Origin of the sequence: Chenggangzhangella methanolivorans (assembly GCF_042648545.1) — a bacterium.
Taxonomy (GTDB): Bacteria; Pseudomonadota; Alphaproteobacteria; order Rhizobiales; family Methylopilaceae; genus Methylopila; species Methylopila methanolivorans.
Genome location: NZ_JBHRXS010000006.1, coordinates 254707 through 272180, shown reverse-complemented (window position 1 = coordinate 272180; position 17474 = coordinate 254707). Strand labels below are relative to the sequence as shown.

At 71.9% G+C, this 17474-nt stretch carries 15 protein-coding genes; 6 read left to right on the top strand and 9 right to left on the bottom strand.

What is annotated here, in order from left to right; translation table 11 throughout:
* Positions 1–31: 31 nt before the first annotated feature.
* Positions 32–1192 (bottom strand): Mrp/NBP35 family ATP-binding protein, encoded by a 1161-nt coding sequence (locus ACFOWB_RS12480; protein ID WP_378147597.1) that lies wholly within the window; start codon positions 1190–1192, stop codon positions 32–34.
* 66 nt (positions 1193–1258) lie between these two features.
* On the opposite strand from ACFOWB_RS12480, the gene ACFOWB_RS12475 reads away from it, so the two are divergent.
* From ACFOWB_RS12475 to ACFOWB_RS12455, 5 genes are all read left to right on the top strand, one after another.
* Positions 1259–1882 (top strand): NTP transferase domain-containing protein, encoded by a 624-nt coding sequence (locus tag ACFOWB_RS12475; protein WP_378147595.1) that lies wholly within the window; start codon positions 1259–1261, stop codon positions 1880–1882.
* Between the two features lie 75 nt (positions 1883–1957).
* Positions 1958–2761, top strand: a complete 804-nt coding sequence (locus ACFOWB_RS12470; protein ID WP_261402538.1) for a transporter substrate-binding domain-containing protein — start codon at positions 1958–1960, stop codon at positions 2759–2761.
* A 100-nt stretch (positions 2762–2861) separates the two neighbouring features.
* Complete coding sequence (locus ACFOWB_RS12465) at positions 2862–3677, top strand: transporter substrate-binding domain-containing protein (protein WP_261402537.1); 816 nt, start codon at positions 2862–2864, stop codon at positions 3675–3677.
* An 11-nt stretch (positions 3678–3688) separates the two neighbouring features.
* A complete protein-coding gene (locus ACFOWB_RS12460) occupies positions 3689–4435 on the top strand; it encodes an ABC transporter permease (protein WP_261402536.1) in 747 nt (248 codons plus the stop codon).
* A 5-nt stretch (positions 4436–4440) separates the two neighbouring features.
* Complete coding sequence (locus ACFOWB_RS12455) at positions 4441–5160, top strand: ABC transporter permease (protein WP_378147592.1); 720 nt, start codon at positions 4441–4443, stop codon at positions 5158–5160.
* A 4-nt stretch (positions 5161–5164) separates the two neighbouring features.
* Here ACFOWB_RS12455 and ACFOWB_RS12450 read toward each other — a convergent pair whose 3' ends face one another.
* From ACFOWB_RS12450 to ACFOWB_RS12425, 6 genes are all read right to left on the bottom strand, one after another.
* Complete coding sequence (locus tag ACFOWB_RS12450; RefSeq protein ID WP_261402535.1) at positions 5165–5398, bottom strand: hypothetical protein; 234 nt, start codon at positions 5396–5398, stop codon at positions 5165–5167.
* A 45-nt stretch (positions 5399–5443) separates the two neighbouring features.
* On the bottom strand, positions 5444–5893 hold the full coding sequence (locus ACFOWB_RS12445; RefSeq protein ID WP_261405831.1) for a periplasmic heavy metal sensor: 450 nt from the start codon (positions 5891–5893) through the stop codon (positions 5444–5446).
* Between the two features lie 2 nt (positions 5894–5895).
* On the bottom strand, positions 5896–6324 hold the full coding sequence (locus ACFOWB_RS12440) for a hypothetical protein (protein WP_261402534.1): 429 nt from the start codon (positions 6322–6324) through the stop codon (positions 5896–5898).
* 3 nt (positions 6325–6327) lie between these two features.
* Complete coding sequence (locus ACFOWB_RS12435; RefSeq protein WP_378147590.1) at positions 6328–6960, bottom strand: sigma-70 family RNA polymerase sigma factor; 633 nt, start codon at positions 6958–6960, stop codon at positions 6328–6330.
* Positions 6961–6991: 31 nt separating this feature from the next.
* A complete protein-coding gene (locus tag ACFOWB_RS12430; RefSeq protein WP_261402532.1) occupies positions 6992–7510 on the bottom strand; it encodes an EF-hand domain-containing protein in 519 nt (172 codons plus the stop codon).
* Between the two features lie 89 nt (positions 7511–7599).
* Positions 7600–8253: a uracil-DNA glycosylase family protein gene (locus tag ACFOWB_RS12425; RefSeq protein ID WP_261402531.1), complete on the bottom strand. Its 654-nt coding sequence runs from the start codon at positions 8251–8253 to the stop codon at positions 7600–7602.
* A 105-nt stretch (positions 8254–8358) separates the two neighbouring features.
* Here ACFOWB_RS12425 and ACFOWB_RS12420 point away from each other — a divergent pair, with 105 nt between their 5' ends.
* Positions 8359–9921 carry a sensor histidine kinase gene (locus tag ACFOWB_RS12420; RefSeq protein WP_261405830.1) on the top strand — a complete coding sequence of 521 codons (1563 nt, stop codon included), beginning with the start codon at positions 8359–8361 and terminating at the stop codon, positions 9919–9921.
* Positions 9922–9954: 33 nt separating this feature from the next.
* Here the strand turns inward: ACFOWB_RS12420 and ACFOWB_RS12415 are convergent, their stop codons facing one another.
* A complete protein-coding gene (locus ACFOWB_RS12415; protein ID WP_261402530.1) occupies positions 9955–10302 on the bottom strand; it encodes an Hpt domain-containing protein in 348 nt (115 codons plus the stop codon).
* A gap of 52 nt (positions 10303–10354) precedes the next feature.
* Complete coding sequence (locus ACFOWB_RS12410; protein WP_378147585.1) at positions 10355–17452, bottom strand: translocation/assembly module TamB domain-containing protein; 7098 nt, start codon at positions 17450–17452, stop codon at positions 10355–10357.
* Between the last annotated feature and the right edge of the window lie 22 nt (positions 17453–17474).

Genomic DNA, 17474 nt, shown 5'->3' with positions numbered 1-17474 from the left:
ATCAAGTTAGAATAATTCGAGACTGGACGGGTCAGCGCTCGATGACGATCCGCGGCGCGACGCGGCCCGGCGCGCCTTCGGTCAGGCGCTTCCAGAGCAGCTCCGCAATGCCCCCATAGGCCTTGGCGTGCGCGCCCTCCGGATCCTGCGCCACGATCGGCGAGCCGGCGTCGGACTGCGCGCGGATCTCGACCGCGAGCGGGATCTCGCCGAGGAACGGCGTTCCCATCGCCTGCGCCTCCGCCCGCGCGCCGCCATGGCCGAAGAGATCGGCGCGATGGCCGCATTCCGGGCAGCAATAGTAGCTCATGTTCTCGACGAGCCCGAGGATCGGCACGTCGACCTTGCGGAACATCGCCACGCCGCGGCGGGCGTCGGCGAGCGCGAGGTCCTGCGGGGTCGAGACGATGACGGCGCCGGAGAGCTTCACGCGCTGCGCCATGGTGAGCTGCGCGTCGCCGGTGCCGGGCGGCATGTCCACGACCAGAATGTCGAGCTCGCCCCAGGCGACTTCGGTCAGCATCTGGGTCAACGCCGACATCACCATGGGCCCACGCCAGATCATCGCCGTGCCGGCGTCCACCAGGAAGCCGATCGACATGATCTTGAGGCCATGGGCCTCGAGCGGCTTCATCTGCTTGCCCTCGATCTCGGGCTTGGAGTGCAGGCCGAAGAGCGTCGGGACCGACGGGCCGTAGACGTCGGCGTCCATCAGGCCGACGCGCAGGCCCTGCTTCTTGAGCGCGAGCGCGAGGTTGGCGGCCGTGGTCGACTTGCCGACGCCGCCCTTGCCGGAGGCGACCGCGACGATGTGGCGGACGCCCGGGACGCCGGCGCCGCTGTGGCCCTGCGGACGCTGCGGGGTTCCGGCCCCCGGCGCGGCCTCGCGGGCGCCGCGGGCGGCCATCGGCGAGGCGGCGGGCCGCGGAGCAGGCGCGGAGCCCGGCTCGCGCTCGGCGGTGAGCGCCACCAGCACGTCGGAGACTCCGGGCACCGCCTTCACGGCGGCTTCGGCCGCGCGGCGGATCGGTTCGATCGCGCCGGCCTTCTCGGGCGTCGTCTCGATCGAGAAGATGACGCGCGAGCCCAGCACCGAAATCTTCGACAGCGAGGGGGAGTCGGCGAGGCTCGCCGCGCCGTCCGGAGCGGGAACAGCGCCGAGGGCGCGCCTGACGTCGTCTTCGGTTGGCATGCCAAAACTCCCTGTCGTCTCGGAACGCCCTATGGACCTTGGCCGCCCCTCGGGTCAAATGCGTTCGTGACGCTTCAAACCCAAGCCCCCCATTCGAATATCCGCGCGATCGCCGGCCTCGTCGTGATGGGCGGACGCGCGACCCGCATGGGCGGCGGAGACAAGGCCCTGATCGAGGTCGCCGGACGCGCGGCGATCGACCGGCTGCTCGACCGGTTCGCCTCGCAGGCGGAGCCGCTCGCGCTGTCGGCGAACGGCGATCCGGCGCGCTTCGCCCGCCTCCGCCTGCCGGTGCTCGCCGACCGGCCGGGCGATCCCGAGGGACCGCTCGCCGGCGTCCTCGCCGGCCTCGCCTGGGCCGCGGCGCTGCCGGGCGTTACGCATCTCGCGACCGTTCCGGGCGACGCCCCCTGCCCGCCCGCCGACCTCGTCGCACGCCTTGCCGCGGCGGCCGGCGACGGCGCCGCCGTCGCCCACGGGCCGCACGGCGTCGAGCCGCTCGACGCGCTCTGGCCTGTCTCGGCGCTCGGGCGGCTCGAGGCGCTCGCGCGCGAGGGCCTGCGTTCGCCCAAGCGCGCGCTCGAGGCGCTCGGCGCCGCCGCGGTCAGTTTCGACGGCCCGCTCGATTTTCTCGATCTCGACGAGCCCGCGGACGTCGCGCGCGCCGAACGGCTGCTGTCGGGGCGCTGAAGCCCCGGGGCGTTAGCAAAGCGACAAGACACGCGGGGACATCATCGCCGCCGCCGCGCTTCGCGGATCCCGAGCATGCGACCCGCGCCCTTGATCCTCGCCGCCCGCCTCTCCGCCCTTGCTCTCGCGCTCTTGGCCGCGCTCGCCCCCGCGTCGGGCGAGGCGACGGAGTGGCGGCGCATCCGCGTCGGGTCGGAGGGCGGCCATCCGCCGTTCAACTATCTCGACTCCATGGGCCAGCTTCAGGGCTTCGAGATCGACCTCGCAAAGGCGATCTGCGAGCGGCTGAGCGCCGAATGCGAGTTCGTGGTGCAGGACTTCGCCGGGCTGCTGCCGGCGCTGGTCGCCGGGCGCTACGACGTGGTGTTCTCCTCGCTCTCGATCACCGAGCAGCGTCGGCGCTTCGCGCTGTTCTCCAACAAATACTACGACACCCGCGCGATGTTCGTGGCCAACCGCGCCAAGCCCATCGCCGCCACCGATCCCAAGTCCATGAAGGGCCTCAAGATCGGCGCGAAGCTCGCGAGCACCAACGCGCGGCTGATCCAGGAGCTCTACGTGCCCGAAGGCGCCGAGGTCCGGCTCTACGTCACCCATGACGAGGCCCGGCTCGACCTCTCGCGCGGCCGTCTCGACGTCATCATTGGCGACAAGACCGCCCTGCTCGACTGGCTGGAGAAATCCCCGGTCGCGCAGTGCTGCCAGGTTGTGGGCGACGACATCGTCATGCCGCCCTTCCTCGGAGCCGGCATCGGAGCCGCGATGCGCAAGGAGGACGTCGAGCTCAAGGCGCTCATCGACGATGCGATCCTCCGGCTGCGCAGCGACGGCGGCTATCAGGCCATCGCCCGCAAGTACTTCTCCTTCGACCCCTATTGAGGTCGCTTGCGGAGGCGGAACGTCGCGTTGCCGTCCGGGCCGCGCGGTGAAATCATCCTCCCACGCCGCGAGCGGCGCGGCGGGCGATGGGGCGAGCGTGATGGCCGCAACCGGCGGGCTTCTCCCGAAGCGACATGCGCGCCGCCGGCTCGTTTCCGCGGCGCTCGTGATCGTCTTCGCGCTCGTCGGACAAGCCGAGGCGAGTGAGTGGAAGAAGGTGCGGATCGCGACCGAGGGCGCCTATCCGCCGTTCAACTTCATCGCCTCCGACGGCTCGCTCCAGGGTTTCGAGATCGATCTCGCCAAGGCGATCTGCGCAGTCCAGAACCTCGACTGCAGCTTCGTCGCGCAGGACTGGGAAGGCCTGATCCCGGGCCTGCTCGCCTCGAAGTTCGACGCGGTCTTCGCCTCGATGTCGATCACGCAGGAGCGGCTCAAGGTCGTGGCGTTTTCGCAGAAATACTATTCCTCGCCCGCGATGTTCGCGGTCGACAGCCTCAACGCCGGGATGGACGTCTCGCCGAACGCCATGGCGGGCAAGGTCGTGGGCGCGCAGGCCGCGACGGTGAGCGCCCGTTATCTCGAGGCGGTCTATGGGCCGGCGGGCGCCGAGGTGAAGCTCTATTCGGCGCAGGACGAGGCCAATCTCGATCTCGTCTCCGGGCGCCTCGACGCCATGCTCTGCGACAAGCTCGTGCTGCTGCCCTGGCTCGAGACGACCGACGAGGGCAAATGTTGCCGCGCGACCGGCGGCGACATTTCGGATCCGGAATATTTCGGCGACGGCGTGGGGGCCGCGATCCGCAAGGGCGACGTCGCGCTCAAGGGCCTGATCGACGACGGGGTGGCGAAGCTGCGCGCCAATGGCGACTACGCCCGCATCAACGCCCGCTACTTCCCCTTCAGCCTCTATTGAGCCCGGCCCGCGTGACGCCGCCCTCTCCCCTGGCCGCGCTTTCCTTCGGACCGGGCGGCTGGGGCGACGAGCTGCTCGCGGGCGTCGGCGTCACGGTCGGGCTCGCGCTGACCTCGCTCGTGATCGGGCTCGCGATCGGCCTCGGCGTCGCGGCCCTGAAGAACGCCCGCGGCGCGGCCCCGCGCGCGCTCGGCGAGGCCTACACCACCGTGTTCCGCGGGCTTCCCGAACTGCTGACGCTGTTTCTCGTCTATTACGGCGCGCCGCGGCTCGCCGGAGCCGCGCTTGGCCTCGCCGAAAGCCTCCTCGGCCTCGAGCCGTCGGGCCAGACGCCGGCCGTCAGCGCCTTCTGGGCCGGGACGACGGCGCTCGCGCTCGTCTTCGGGGCCTATGCGAGCGAGACGTTCTCCGGCGCGATCCGCGGCGTGCCGGACGGACAGCGGGAGGCCGCGGAGGCCCTCGGCTTCAGCCGCGCGCAGGGCTTCCGGCTCGTGATCCTGCCGCAGGTCTGGCGGCTCGCGCTGCCCGGCCTCAGCGCGAACTGGCTGACGCTGCTGAAGGACACCTCGCTCGTGTCGGTGATCGCGCTGCCGGACCTGATGCGGCAGAGCTATCTCGCCTCGCTCTCCACCAAGCAGCCGTTCCTGTTCTACCTGACCGCCTGCCTGATCTACCTCGCGCTCGCAGGTCTGTCCGCGCTCGTCGTCGCCCGGATCGAGGCGAGGACGTCGCGCGGCCTCGCGACGGCGGGCCGGTGAGCGCGATGGAGACGGCTCTCGCCGCAGCCTCCTGGATCGGCCTCGACGCCGACCTGCTCGGCCGCTACGGGCCGAACCTCCTGCAGGGGCTCGGCGTCACGCTGTCACTTGTGGCGATCGCCGTGCCGATCGGCTTCATGCTGGCCTGGCCGCTCGCGATCGCGCGCCTCGACGGCCCGGCGCCGGCGCGTGCGGCCGTCGCCGCCTTCACCGGCTTTTTCCGCGGCACGCCCGTGCTCTGCCAGCTGTTCCTCATCTATTACGGCACGGGCCAGTTCCGACACGCGCTGACCGATGTCGGGATCTGGTGGATCTTCCGCGAGGCGTTCTGGTGCGCGGCGGTGACGCTCACGCTCAACACCGCCGCCTATCAGGCCGAGATCATCCGCGGCGCGCTGAAATCGGTTCCGGCCGGTCAGGTCGAGGCGGCGCAGGCGCTCGGCCTCACGCGCCTCCAGACCTACCGGCTCGTGCTCGGTCCGCAGGCGCTCGTCCTCGCGCTGCGGCCGCTCGGCAACGAGCTCGTGCTGATGATCAAGGCGAGCTCGATCGCGAGCGTCATCACGGTGGTCGACCTCATGAGCGCCGCCAAGCGCGCCTTCTCGGCCTCGCTCGACTTCGAGGTCTATGTCTGGGCCGCGACGCTCTATCTGATCGTCGTGGAGATCGTCCGGCGCGTCTGGAACGCGATGGAGCGGCGCCTGACGCGGCGCGCGGCCGCGTGAGGCCTCAGGACTCCGCCACGATCATCACGACGCAGAGCAGCGTCAGCGCGCAGCCCGCGACGAGCGTCGCCTCGCCGACGCCGTAGAGCCAGTCCATGTGGCGCCTTCCGATGTCGGCCGCGACCGGGGTCAGCCACACGCCGATGATCGACAGCAGGATGCCGATCCCGGCCCCCATCACGTAGAGCTTCGGCCGGTCGATCTCGACGAGCCGTTCGAGGCGCTCGCGCAGGTCCATGCGACCTCTCCATCACATCAGGCGACGACGGCTTCAAAAGCGTCGTCAGTCCGGATCGTCGTCCTTCTCGATCGCGTTGCGTTCGGATTCGGGCAAGTCCGGCAGCGCCTCGATGATGGCGCTCTGGATCAACTGCTGGAAAGCCACCGCCTTGTCGCGGGAGGCGGCGAACGCGGCCTCGATGCGGGCCTTGTCGAGCGGCTGCTGCTTGATCGCCTTGCGGGTCTCACGCCGGGCGAGCCGCATCTCGTCGAACGCGGTCGAAAGCTCGGGGCGCTTGGCCTCGAGCTTGGCCCGCACCTTCGCGGCGACCGGCGCAGGGTAGCGGCCGGCCACGTAGTCGATCGTGCTTTCCACCGTGCGGGGCGGCTTGCCGTGCCGGGCGCTGCGGTAGTCGGCGAAGCCCGCGCCGAGGAAATAGCCCGCCCCGATCAGGTTGACGGCGAGCGAGACCGCAAGAAGCGCATAGACGAGGCCATGCGGCCGCCTGCGCATGCTCACAGGTCGCCGTCCGTCAGCGTCAGCGAGAAGGCCGAGCCGAAGTCGAAGTCGCCGCCGTCGTCGGCCTGGGCGGGCTGCCCGATCGACCCGAGCGCGACGCCGATGGCGAGCGCCGCGACGCAGAAGCCGAGGCCGGCGAAGCCGAAGCGGCGCGGCGAGGCGAACAGCCAGCCGAGCTTGTCGCTGCGGCGCGACGCGACCTCCGCCACGATGCGGAACGCGAGGCCGTTCGGCATGTCGGCGGCGGCCGCCTCCCCCACCAGCGCATGCATCCGGCGCGCCTCGTCATGCAGCCTGCGGGCCTCCTCGGAACGCAGCGTGAGCGCGCGCGCGGCCGCGCCTTCCGCGGCCGGCCAGCGGGAAAAATCCGGACCCAGCGCGTCGAGCCGCTCGGCGAAGAGATCCATCCGCCTCTCGTCAGTCACGTCTCACATCTCCTCACGCGTCGCGAGCCGGGCGCGGAGCGTCCGGCGCGCCCGCACCAGCATCGATTCCACCGCCTTCTCGCTCGTCTCGAGGACGGTCGCGATCTCGGCGTTCGAACGCTCCCCGTCGGCCGAGAGCAGCAACGCCGCGCGCTGCCGTTCGGGAAGCGTCAAAATGTCGGCCCGCACCTTCTCCACCGCGTCGCGGTCGGCAAGCGAGCGCTCCGGGCCCGGCTCGTCGGAGGGCGGGTCGAAGGCGTCGGCGAAGGGCAGCCAGTTTCTTATGCGTTGCCTGCGGGCGCGGTCGACGCAGAGATTGACCACAATCCGGTGAAGCCAGGTCGAGAACAGCGCGCCGCCGGGCTGCCAGCGCGCAGCCGAGCGCCACACCCGCCAGAACGCCTCCTGCACCACGTCCTCGGCCTCGGCGGACGAGCCGGTGAACCGGTGGGCGAGCGCCTGCGCGCGCGGGGCGTGCCGCGCGACGAGACGCGAGAACGCGCGCTGATCGCCGGCCGCGACCCGCGCCATCAGCTCGTCGTCCTCGCTCGCCTCGGCCCGCTCGGGCCGCGCGGCCTCACCCGAGGCCACGCGCCGTCCGTCGAACACGAGCACGGTCGCGCTTGAAGCCGTCATCAGCCGGCACCTCCGCCCCCCACCTCGTCGGTCACATCTCGTCCCGGTTCCGTTTCCGCTTGCCGCCCTTCATCTTTCGATTCGCCATGTAGTCGTCGAACTCGGCCCGTGTCACGCGCTCGTCGCGATTGGCGTCGGCGCGGCGGAACCAGATGGGCGTCTTCGCGAGATACTCCTCTCGCGTCACGCGCCCGTCGCGGTCGGCGTCGGCCTTCTGGAACCGCTTCTCGATCCGGTCGCCGCCGCCGCGCTGGCGCCCGCCGCCCTTGTTTCCGCGCTTCTCGGTGAGCGCCTTGACCTCGTCGAGGTCGACGACGCCGTCATTGTTGCGGTCGGCGCGCTCGAAGCCGCGCTCGAGCCGCCGCTCGACCTCGCGCCGGTCGACCGCGCCGTCATTGTTGCGGTCGAGCTTCTCGAAGCGCTTGACCATGCGCTCGGCGCGCTGCTCGCGCGAGGCGCCGGCGTCCTGCGCCGCCGCAGGCGCGATCGCCGCGAGGCCGGAGGCCAGAAAAATCGCCACGGCGCTCGCCGCTGCGAAATGTCGGATCATGTGAACCGCTCCTGTGGGGGCGCGTCGCCCCTTTCGCCGCCTCTCACGCATCCCGGGGGAAAACCCTGCGCGGCGCTTCCCGGATCGGCTCACGCCGGCCGGTCGAGGATCGCGCGCGTCATCGCCTTGAGCCGCGGGATCGCCTCGGCCTCGAACCACGGATTGCGCTTCAGCCAGGCGTTGTTGCGCCACGACGGATGGGGCAGCGGAAACACCGCGGTCCGCCCCGGGAGGGCGACGATCCGCCGCCAGTCCGCCACCGCCTCGGTCAGGCTCGCGCCCGCCTCGCGGCGCCCGAGATGCCAGACCTGCGCCGGCCGCCCGACCGCGACGACGAGCTCGAGATTTTCGAGATGCGCGAACACCTCGCTTCGCCAGGCCGGGGCGCATTCGCGACGCGGCGGCAGGTCCGCGCCGGCCTCGCTGAGGCCCGGGAAGCAGAAGCCCATCGGCACGATCGCGACGCGGTCCTCGTCGTAGAACTCCGCCTCGTCGACGCCGAGCCAGGACCGGAGCCTGACGCCCGAAGGATCGGTGAACGGCACGCCGCTCGCGTGGACGCGCGTGCCCGGCGCCTGCCCGCAGATCGCGATCCGGGCCGAAGGGCGCCCGCGCAGCACCGGCCTCGGCTCGTGCGGAAGCGGCCGGCCGAGCGGCGCGTCGCGACAGATCCGGCACGCCCGGACCCGCGCAAGCAGGGCGTCGAACGCCGCCGGCGACCCGGAGGAAATCGAACGACTCACGATCGATACCTGCAAAATCGATCCATCGGGTCAGCGGGTCTTAAAGGTTTGGGCGCCATGGTTCGGGCCTGAGCGGAACGACAGACAGGCCCTTGCCACGTGGACATGTTCGAACTCCCGGCGGAGCGGACGACCGACCGCCGGACGAGCGAGACGTCCGAGCGAAGGCGGCTTGTGGGCCAGAAGGTTCGGGCCGCGCGCGAAACCCTGACGTCGAGCTCCGGACCGCGGCCTGAATTCGGCTTCGAGCTCGCACGAATCTACGCCCAGAATCGCATTTCGGCCGTGCCCGTGGCGCTCACCGTCGCGGCGGTGATCGCGGGCGTGTCGATGACGTGGCTCGTGCCGCCGATCGCGCTCGCCTGGCTCGTCTTCGCGCTCGCCGGACAGGTGCTGGTGGCCGCGCTCGCGCGGCGCTTCGTCGCGAGCGAGGTCGAGGCCACCCATCTCAAGCTCTGGATCACGCGCTTCGCCGGCGCGGAGGCGCTGAACGGCATCGCCTGGGCGTCGATCGTCATTCTTCTGGCGGGCGCCGGCGACACCGGCGACGCGGCCGAGATCGTCTCGCTGTTCGTGATGCTGGTCGGCGTCGCGGTCGCGACGATGCTCGCCTCCACCGTTCCGATCGCCGCCTGCGCGGCGACGCTGCCGATCGCCGCGATCGTGATCGGCACCTACGTGCTGAAAGGCGGCGCGGCCGCCACTGCGGTCGCGGCGCTGAGCGCCGGCGCCGAGATCTATTTCCTGCTCCTCGCCCAGCGCCTTCACGCCACGGCGCTCGAGACGCTCGAGTTCCGCGCCGAGAAGGACGCGCTGATCGGCGAGCTGGAGCAGGCCAAGTCCAACTCCGACGAGGCCCGCCGGCGCGCCGAGGAGGCCAACCTCGCCAAGTCCCGGTTCCTCGCCACCATGAGCCACGAGCTCAGAACCCCGCTCAACGCCATCCTCGGCTTCTCGGAGGTGATGAAGACCGAGGTGTTCGGGCCGCACGCGACCCCGACCTACAAGGAATACGCCGACGACATCCACCAGTCGGGCCAGCACCTGCTCAATCTCATCAACGAGATCCTCGATCTCTCGCGCATCGAGGCGGGGCGCTACGAGCTCAATGAGGAGAGCGTGCGGCTCGCCTACATCGTCGAGGACTGCCACCACCTGCTGAAGCTGCGCGCCAAGAAGCGCGGCATCCAGATCCGCGAGATCGCCGAGCCCGACCTGCCGCCCGTCTGGGCCGACGAGCGCGCCATGCGTCAGGTGGTGCTGAACCTCTTGTCGAACGCCATCAAGTTCACGCCCCAGGGCGGCGAGATCCGCCTGAAGCTCGGCTGGACGACGTCGGGCGGCCAGTACGTCTCGGTCTCCGACACCGGACCGGGAATCCCCGAGGACGAGATCCCGACCGTGCTCGCCTCGTTCGGCCAGGGCAGCCTCGCGATCAAGACCGCCGAGCAGGGCGCGGGCCTCGGCCTGCCGATCGTCAAGGGGCTGATCGACCTTCACGGCGGCGGCTTCTCGCTGAAGTCGAGGCTGCGCGAAGGCACCGAGGTCATCGTCACCCTTCCGGCCTCGCGCGTCATGAGCGCGCTTGCGCCCGTGCCCGACAAGGGCCAGCCGGCGCGCGACCGCGCCGAGGCGCCGGCCGCCGCGCTCCTGCGCCGCGCAGGCTGACCGCAGGCCGGAGCTCCGCGGCCGCGCGACGCCTCACGCGAGGTCCGGCAACCTTTCGATATCCCCGGCGAGCCGCTCGGCGACCGAGAGCTCGAGGCCGCCGTCGGCGAGGCGTTCGGCGATCAGGCGCTTCTCGAGCGCCGCCGCGGCCTTGCCGAGATCGGCGAGGCCGAGCGTCGGCGCGCCGCCTGCGAGATTGTGGAGCCCGAGCCTCAGATCGTCCGCGGCCTTGTCGGCCACGGACCTGTCGGCGCTCGCGGCGCCGCGGGCGAGCGCCGACAGCGCCTCCGCCCGCTGGCCGAGCCCTGATGCGAACCGGGCGCGCACTTCGGCGATCCGTTCGCTGGTGCGGCGCTTCACGCCGTCGGTGTCGTCATCCATCTCGCTTCACGCCGCGTCCGCCTGTCCGGGGTTCGGCCGGGAGAGCGGACGTTCAGTAGTCCCATTCGATCGCGACGCCCGCGGAGGTGTTGCCGGCGGCGCCGGCCATCCCCTGGGCCTTGATGTTCTTCGTGATGTCGATGTCGACCGTCACGCCGGTGGTCTCGGGCGACGTGCCTTGCGTCACGCCGAGATAGATGTTGTCGGAAATGTACTTTCCGATGCCGAGGCCGAAGAGCCCTCCGCCGGAGCCGCCGCCGAGATCGAGGTTGTCGACCCCGAGACCCTTGCGCAGACTGTCGAGCGGCCCCGCGCCGCCGCCGCCGACGCCCGAATACTGGGCGACCGCCTGGGCGAGCGTGATGGCCTGGCTCGGGGACAATTCGCCCGAAGACTTGTCGAAAAGGAGGCGCGACAGAACCTCGTCCTGCGGCACCGCCGGATTTGAGGTGAACTCGATCTTGGGCGAGGACGCGTTTCCGGAGATCAGCACCTGCGCGGTGATGCCCTTGGCGGGCGTCTCGGCGAGGAAATCGAGCGTCGGGTCGAGATCGCCCGCAAAGCCCACCTGCCCGCGCGTGAAGTTCAGCCGCTTGCCGATGACCGTGATGGAGCTGCGGCCCTGACGCAGCTGGAACGCGCCGACCGGAACGGGCGCCGCCGAGGTGCCGGTGATCTTGATCTGGCCGCCGGCCTCCGCCGTCATGCCCATGCCGCGGATGAAGATGCGGTTTTCGGCCTGAACGTCGATGTCGAGCGTCGCGAGGAAGGCGTCGTCCTTGGAGCCGCCCTTGCCTCCGCCGGTGTTGAGCGCCGCGAGCTGGCGGGTGACTGCGGCCGGCGCGTTGCGGTGGCGCACGCCCGGCAGCGGCGTGTACTGGGCCGGGATGCGGTCCGGGATCTGGATCTCGACCGAGCGGGTGCGGATCGTCCCGTTGATCACCGGCCGGCGCGCGAGCGGGCCCTCAAGCTTGAGGTTGGCGTCCGTGATCGCGGTGACGATGTCGGTGCCCACCACCTCGGCGTTGTTGGCCTGGAAGTTGATCTCGCCCGGGAAGCCCGCCGCCGGGTCGACCGCGACGCGGCCCGAGCCCGAGATCGTGCCGCCGTTGCGCGTCGTGGCCCGCAGGCTCGCGACGTTGATGTTGGTCCCGTTCGCCACCACCGAGGCCGAGAGGCCGCGCAGCTGCAGGCCCGCGGCGCGGTTGGAGTAGGAGGCGTTCTGGAGCGCGCCCGAGCCGTTGATGCGCGGCGCCGAGGTCGGCCCGCCCACCTTGACGTCGAAGGTCGCGGTCCCGTCGATGCGGTCGCCCGAGACTGAGAGCGTGTCGTTGAGGAAGCCGAGCGGCGCGCGGCCGCCGACCTGGAGGTCGAGGTCGCCCGCGCCGAGCGGCGCCGAGCCGTTGGCCGTGACGCGCAGGCCGCTCGCGGCCGTCACCACCGTGTTGGTGAACACCCGCTGGCCGTCGAGCCGGCCTTTGGCGTCGATCGAGGCCGCAGGCACGCCCGCGCCGCGTGTCGCCTGGGTGGAGAGCCCCGTGACCCTCAGCGCATAGGTTCCGGCCGGCGCGGACGCCGTGCCCGCGACCTTGGCCTCGCCCTGAAGCGTGCCGTTCGCGCCGAGGCCCGGCGAAAAGCCGTTGGCGAGCGAGAGCGGCACGTTGCGGATCGCGATCGCGACGTCGAGCGGGCCTGTCGCCGACAGCGGCGCGGAGCCGTTCGCCGTGATGCGGACGCCCCCGCCGCCGGTGACGGCGGTGTCGGTCGTCACGCGGCCCGAGGCGAGCGCGCCCTTCGACGTGATCTGGAGCGCCGGCACGCCCTTGGCGGCCGCCGCCGTGAGGCCCGTGACGCGCAGGTCGTAGTCGCCCGTCGGCGCGGCGATGGGCCCTGCGACCTTCGCGCCGCCCGCGAGCTTTCCGCCGAGGCCGAGGCCCGGCGAGAAGCCGTTCGCGATCGAGAGCGGGAGTTCGGCGATGTCGACCGCCATGTCGAGGTCGCCCTGCCCGATCGGGGCCGCGCCCTTGGCGGTCAGGCGGATGCCGCCTCCGCCCGTCACCGCCGTGTCGGTGGTGACGCGCTGACCCTCGAGCGTGCCCCTTGACGTGATCTGGAGCGCCGGAACGCCCTTGGCCTGCGCCGACGTCAGGTTCTCGACCGAGAGGTCGTAAGTTCCTTGCGGCGCGGAGACTTGGCCCGCGACCCTGACGTCGCCCCGGAGCCGGCCGCCAAGGCCGAGCGACGGCGAGAACGCGTTGGCGAGCGCGAGCGGAACCTCGCGGATCGCGACGCTCATGTCGACGTCGCCGGTCCCGAGCGGGGCCGAGCCCTTGGCCGTGACGCTCACCCCGCCGCCGCCCGTGATCGCGGTGTCGGTCGTCACCCGGTCGCCCTCGAGCGCGCCCTTGGTGACGATCTCGAGCGGCGCGACGCCCTTGGCTTGCGCGGCGGTGAGGCCCGAGACGGCGAGATCATAGGTTCCGCGCGGCGCGGCGATCGGGCCCGAGACGTTGGCCGAGCCCCGCAGCGCGCCCGCAAGGCCGAGCTGGGGCTGGAACGCGTTGGCGAGCGCGAGCGGCAGTTCGCCGATCGCCACCGCCATGTCGAGGTCGCCGTCCCCGATCGGGGCCGAGCCCTTTGCCGAGGCCTGGACGCCGCCGCCGCCGGTGATCTGCGTGTCGGTGGTGACGCGGTTTCCTTCGAGCGCGCCTTTGGTCGCGATCTGGAGCGCCGGAACGCCCTTGGCCTGCGCCGAGACCAGATCCGCGATCGTGAGATCGTAGGCCCCGCGCGGGGCGGACACCGGGCCGAGCACGCGCGCGTCGCCGCGCAGCACGCCGGCGAGGCCGAGCTCGGGCCTGAAGCCGTTGGCGAGCGCGAGCGGCAGCTCGCGGATCGCCACCGCCATATCGAGATCGCCGTCGCCGATCGGTGCCGAGCCCTTGGCCGTGAGGCTGATCCCGCCCGCGCCGGTGATCGCGGCGTCGGTCGAGACGCGCTCGCCCGTCAGGTCGCCCCGTGCGGCGATCTGGAGCGGCGGCACGCCCTTGGCCTGCGCGGCGGTGAGGTCCTTCACCGTGAGATCGTAGGTCCCGATCGGGGCCGAGACCGGGCCCGTCAGGCGCGCATTTCCCATCGCCTGCCCGCCGAGGCCGAGCGTCGGCGCGAAGGCGTTGGCGAGCGCGAGCGGGAACGCCTTGAGGCCGACCGTCATGTCGAGGTCGCCCTGCCCGATCGGGGCGGAGCCGCGGGCCGAGGCCTCGATCCCGCCGCCGCCCGTCACCAGCGCGTCGGTCACGACGCGCTTCGGGTCGAAGTCGCCGCGGGCGTAGACGTTGAGCGCGGGCACGCCCTTGGCGCGCGCGGAGGTGAGATCCTTGACCGTGAGGTCATAGGTCCCGGCCGGCGCCTTGGCGGAGCCGCCGATCTTGGCGGTCCCCATCAGGGCGCCGCCCAGTCCGGAGTTCGGCAGGAAGCCGTCGGCGATCTTCAGCGGCAGCTCGCGGATCGCGACGTCCATGTCGATCGGGCCGTCGCCGAGCGGGGCGGACCCTTGAGCCGAGAGATCGATGCCGCCGCCCGTGACGGTGGTGACAGTCGTCGCCCGCTCGCCTTCGAGCGCGCCGCGGGTCTGGATCTCGAGCGCCGGGACGCCCTTGGCGGGCGCGGCCACGAGGTTCGAGACCTTGAGGTCGTAGGTCCCGCGCGGCGCGTCCACCGGGCCGCTGACCCGTAGGTCGCCGCGCAGCACGCCGCCGAGGCCGAGATCCGGCGCGAAGGCGTTGGCGAGGCTGAGCGGCAACTCGGCGACATTGACCGCCATGTCGACGTCGCCCTTGCCGAGCGGCGCGAAGCCCCTGGCGGTCGCGCGCACGCCGCCTGCGCCGGCGATCGTGGCGTCGGTGGTGACGCGCGCGCCCTGAAGCTCGCCGGAGGCGTCGACCGAGATCGGCGCGACGCCGCGGGCGCGCACGGAGGTGAAGTCCACGACCTTGGCCCGATAGGTCCCGTTCGGCGCCGTCACCGGTCCGGCGACGCGCGCGTCGGCCTCGAGCCGCCCGCCGAAGCCGAGCTCGGGCTGGAAAGCGTTGGCGAGCGCGAGCGGCAGCGAGCGCACGCGCACGTTCATGTCGAGCTCGCCCTCGCCGATCGGCGCGGAGCCGGTCACGTCGGCCTCGAGCCCGCCTGCGCCCGAGACCTTCGTGTCGGTCGTCACCCGCTGGCCTTCGAGCCGGCCGCGGGTGGCGATCGACAGCGCCGGGACCTTGGCGTTGCGGAGCTTGGCGATCGAGAGGCCGGCGACGTTGAAGTCGTAGTCGACGACCGGCGCGGCGGCCGCGCCCGTGAGCCTGGCGGTTCCCTGCGCCATGCCGGCCATGTCGAGGCCGGGCGTGAAGGCGTTGCCAAGCGCGAGCGGCAGGTCGCGCAGCAGCATGTTGAGATCGAGCGTCTCGCCGGCCGTGCCGGAGACGTCGAGCACGCCCCCCTCGCCGGCCCGCAGCGAAAAGGCGTCGATCGCCACGGCCCCGGCGCCGACGCGCACCGTCGCGGGCTCGTTGAGCGCCGCGGTCTTGCCACCGCCTGCGAGATCAAGGCGCGAGAGATCGATGCGGGTCTCGTTCGGCGCATAGGCGACGCGCGCCGCGGCCTTCGCCGACGAGCCCCTGGCGGCCATGTCGAGCGCGACGTCCATGCCGTTCGGAGCGCCGCGGGCGACGACCGACAGCGTGTCGATCGCCTGGCCGCTCGCCACGATCCCGGAGCCCGAAACCGTCCCGTCGACCGTCACCTTGCCGGCCGGGTCGAGGATCGCGGCGTCGACCTTCAGCGCGCCGAGCTTCGCGCCGGGCGCGGCGACGTTCTGGCCGTCGAGCTTCACGACGAGGCGCTGCGCGCCGTTCTGCTCGGAGAGCGCGACGTCGCCCTTGAGCGCGCCGGCGAGTTCGGTGAGCGCGAGCGCGCCGATCTCGGAGAGGTCCGGCGAATCGATCGCGACCGAGCCCGTGGCGATCCCGCCCGGAAGCGCGGTGACCGCGCCCTTCACCGTCGTCGAGGCGACGGCGATGTCGAGGTTCTCGATGCGGCGCGCGCCCGAGGGCTCGGTGACGAGGCGGGCGCCGCCCGCGATGGGCTTGCGGTCGAGGCTGCCGGAGAGCGCCAGGGACCCCGTCACGTCGCCGGTGAGCTTGCCGGCGTCGACCCGGACCTCGAGCTTTTCGAGCGCGCGGCCCAGCACCTTGCCGTCCGGCACCGCGATCAGCGCCTTGAGGCCGAGATCGTCGAGGCGGCCGGTGAGGTCGGCGGTCGCGGTCGCGCGGCCGCTCGCATTGGCGTCGACCAGCGCGAGGTCGTCGATCTCGGCGCGGATCTTGGCGTCGGCGTTCGCGTCGGTGACCGAGCCGTCGGCGGTGACGAGCACGTGGTCGCCGCGCGCGTCGAGGCCGCGGAACGTCAGCGAACCGTCCTGTCCGCGCGAGACCCCGCCGCGCAGCCGCAGCGAGCCGCCGGTCAGCGCGTCGACCTGGGGCACGCCGGTCTTGAGGCCCGAGCCCGTCCCGTCCACCGAAACCTCGAGCTTCGACATGTCGAAGGCGACGTCGAGGTCGGACGACAGGTTCAGCGCGCCCGCGAGGTCGCGGCCGGCGAGGCCCGAAAGGGTCGAGAGGTCGCCGGCGTTCACCGTCGCGCGCCCCGTGACCGCGTCGGGCGAGGCCTTGCCGACATAGGTCGCGCGCACGTCCGCCAGCCACAGCTCGGCGCGCTCGACGTCGGTGACGCCCTTCGGCGTCGTGACGGCGGCGGCCGAGAGGCGAAGCTCGCGGCCGAGGCTGAAGAGGCGATCGTCGGCGAACTTCACGCCGTCGGCCTGCGCCTCCACGGTCGCGGCGATCTTGGTGGCTTCGTCGGCGAACGGCCCGTTGGGCGTCGCGGTCACGACGACCCGCGCCGTCTCGGCCGCGCCCTGGGGCGCCGCCAGCGCCCCGCCGTCGAGCGTGGCGTTCACGGTCGGATGGTCGAGCGGGCCCTTGGCGGTTCCGAGCACGGTGAGCGAGGACCAGCGCACGCCCGGCAGCAGGCTGGCGAAGCGGGCGGCGTCGCCGGCGCGAAGATCATAGGATAGGTCGACGGTCTCCTTGTCGAGATCGACCCGTCCGCGCGCCCCGAGGCGAACGGCCGGAATGTCGACAACCGTCTCGGAGATCTCGATCGGCCCCTCGTCCGGCACGAAGGCGCCGGCGGTGATGCGGCTCTGGCCGCGCACGAGCGGCGCGATCTCGGGCTTGACCATGCGGCCGACGTCGCCCGCGAGCTCCAGGCTCACGCGACGGCCCTTGCCCTCGCGGCGAAGCTCGCCCGCGCCGTCGATGCGGCCCTGGGTTCCGGCGGTGACCACGAGCTGCGTGCGGAGCGCGTCGAGCGTGCCGGCGCCCTCCATGCCGATGTCGATCGGCGGCAGGCCCGGAATCTCGGCCATGCGGGCGATCAGCCCGCCGGCGGGCTCGGAGCCGCGCAGCGAGATCTCGACGCCCTGCGTCGCGGGGATGAAGCGCGCCTTGCCGGAAAACTGGCCCTTGGTCCCGTCGGTGCGGCGCACGTCGAACTCGGCCGAGACGCCTTCCTTCGGCTTGCGCACCATCGCCGAGGCGGTGGCCGCGAGCCGCGCGGGCACGCCCATCACGGGCTGGGCGAGGTCGAGGTCGGCGAGCGAGAAGCGGTCGAGATGGATCTCGATCGGCAGCTCCGGGAACAGCGGCGCGTTCGGGTCCGGCGGCGGGAGGTTCTCCTCCTTCTCCGGATAGTCGGGCTCGCGCGCGACCGCGACGCGGCCAAGGTCGACGAGATCGATCTTGAGCTTGCCGGAGTAGAGCGAGAGCGGCGACCAGACCACGCGCGCCCGATCGACGGTCAGCCACTCGCCCTTGCGGTCGCCGAGCCGGACGTCCTTCAGCGTCAGGTCGTAGGGGAACGAGCCCTCGATGTCGCCGATCGCGATCTTGGTGTCGTCGGAGCTGGCGTAGGTCGAGGCGACCGAGGCGATCGTCGACAGGCCGTGCGCGGTCGTGACGTAGGCGAGCGCAGCCGCCAGCACCACCACCGGGATCAGAAGCAGGATCGCGAGAACGATCAGGGCGCGCTTCAGAACAGCCATCAGTGTGCGATCTTAACCCCTT